At 67.1% G+C, this 2,360-nt stretch carries 1 protein-coding gene; it reads right to left on the minus strand.

The genetic code is table 11. The features are described from left to right. Positions 1 to 167: 167 nt before the first annotated feature. A partial coding sequence (locus FKP22_RS27475) for an SMC hinge domain-related protein (protein WP_510606731.1) occupies positions 168 to 2,360 on the minus strand: 2,193 nt, incomplete at its 5' end.

Here is a 2,360-nt window from a genome sequence, read left to right on the forward strand (position 1 = left end):
GGCATTGCTCAACCCGCTCATCGTGGGTTCCTGGCGCTCGCCATTGGAAGCCGCGGGCGCGTCCGGCAGGCTTTGCCGCGGTGCGCTGCGCCGTGCGGCCCATGCGCCCTGCACCACAACGGCAAGCAACACGATGCCCGCCAGAATCGCCAAACCAGTGGTCAACGTCATGCGGCTTCCACCATGCCGATGGCGGCCTCCATGTCCACCGCGACGATGCGCGAGACGCCTTGTTCCTGCATCGTGACCCCGATCAGCTGTTCGGCCATTTCCATTGCAATCTTGTTGTGCGAGATGAACAGGAACTGCGTGCCCTTGGACATCTCGGCGACCAGGTTCGCGTAGCGCTCGGTGTTGGCGTCGTCCAGCGGCGCGTCCACCTCGTCCAGCAGGCAGAACGGAGCGGGGTTCAGCAGGAAGATCGCGAACACCAGCGCGATGGCGGTCAGCGCCTTCTCGCCACCTGACAGCAGGTGGATGGTGGAGTTCTTCTTGCCCGGCGGCTGCGCCATCACCTGCACGCCGGCGTCCAGCACCTCGTCGCCAACCATCGTCAGCTTGGCCTGGCCGCCGCCGAACAGCGTCGGGAACATGCGGCCGAAGCCTTCGTTGACCTGGTTGAAGGTGGTCATCAGCAGGTCGCGGGTTTCGAGATCGATCTTGTGGATCGCATCTTCCAGCGTGTTGATGGCGTCGGTCAGGTCGGCGTTCTGCGAGTCGAGGAAAGTCTTGCGCTCGCGCGCCGCGGCCAGTTCGTCCAGCGCGGCCAAATTGACAGCGCCCAGCGCGGCAATCTCGCGGTTGATGCGGTCGATCTCGCCCTGCAGGCCCCAGAGCTTGACCTGGCCTTCTTCAATCGAGGTGGCCAGCGCTGCCAGGTCGACCTCCGCTGCGCTCAGCTGCTCCATGTACTGCGCACCGCCCAGCTGGGCGGCTTGCGACTCCAGCTGCAGCCGGGTGATGGCTTCACGCAGCGGCTCCATGCCGCGTTCCAGCGTCAGGCGCTGCTCGTCGGCCTGCCGCAGTTGCATCGACAGTTCGTCGTAAGCACTGCGCGCCGCGCCCAGCGCCTGTTCCTTTTGCAGCTTGATGGCCAGCGCTTCCTGCAGCCCGGCCTGGGCCGCGGCGTCGTTGAAGCTGGCCAGCTCGCTTTGCAGTTGCTCTTCGGCCTGCACATTGGCCTGGATCTGCTGCGCCGCGGTTTCGATGGCGCGCTGCAGTTCGCCACGGCGTGCGGCCAGCGCGCGAGCCTGGAACTGCGCCTCCTGCGCCTGGCGCTCCAGCGCTCGCAACTGTTCGCGTGCACCACTGAGCTTGCGCTCGGCAGCAATCACCGCGTCTTCCAGCTCGGCGTGGCGTTCCTGGGTGTTGGCCAGGTCCATGTCCAGTTCTTCGAAACGGGCCTCGCCAGTCATGCGGCGCTCTGCCAGCTCTTCCATCTGGCCGTCGATCTCGGCCAGTTCTTCTTCCAGCTGGCCGCGGCGCGAGTTCGCTGCCTGGGCTTGCTGGTTCAGCTGCATCAGCTGGACTTGCAACTGGTGCGCGCGGGTCTGCGCCTCGGCGGCTTCGCGGCGGGCCGCGGCCAGGCGCGAGGCGGCTTCGGTGTACTGGGCTTCCTGGCGGATCAGCGCGGTGCGCGATTCGTCGGCCAGCAGGGCTTGCGCGCGGCTGCTGCGTTCCAGGTTCTCGATTTCCTGCGCCCGGGCCAGCATGCCGGCCTGCTCGGAGTCGGGTGCGTAAAAAGCCACCGCGAACTGCGAGACCGCATGGCCTTCGCGGGTCATGATGACCTCGCCATGCGTCAGCTGGGAGCGCTGGGCCAGCGCGGCTTCCACGGTGTCGGCCGTGTACACGCCTTCGAGCCAATCGTTCAGCAGCGCAGTCAGGCCGGCGTCGTTGAGCTTCAGCAACTCGGCCAGGCGCGGCAGGGTCTGGTGACTGTCGGCATGGCCGCTCGCGGGCGGCGAATAAAAGGCCAGCTTGGCAGGCGGCGCGTCGGTCGCAAAAGCGCGCACCGTGTCCAGCCGCCCGACCTGCAATGCGCTGAGCCGCTCGCGCAGCGCCGCTTCCAGCGCCACTTCCCAGCCTTGCTCGATGTGCACCTTGGTCCACAGGCCGGGCAGCCCATCCAGCCCGTGCTTGGCCAGCCAGGGCTTGAGCTTGCCTTCGGTCTGCACCTTCTCCTGCAGCGCGCGCAGCGCTTCCAGGCGAGCGCTCAGCTCGGCGTGTTTGGCAGCTTCGCGGTTGACCAGCGCCTGCTGCTCGCGGCGCCGCTCGTCCAGCAGAGGCACCTGTTCACCCAGATCGTGCAGGCGGGCTTCGGCTTCGGCATTGGCCTCGTCGGCCATGGCACTGTCTTC

The sequence above is a fragment of the Ideonella azotifigens genome (genome assembly GCF_006519715.1).
In the GTDB taxonomy this organism is placed as follows: domain Bacteria; phylum Pseudomonadota; class Gammaproteobacteria; order Burkholderiales; family Burkholderiaceae_C; genus Ideonella; species Ideonella azotifigens.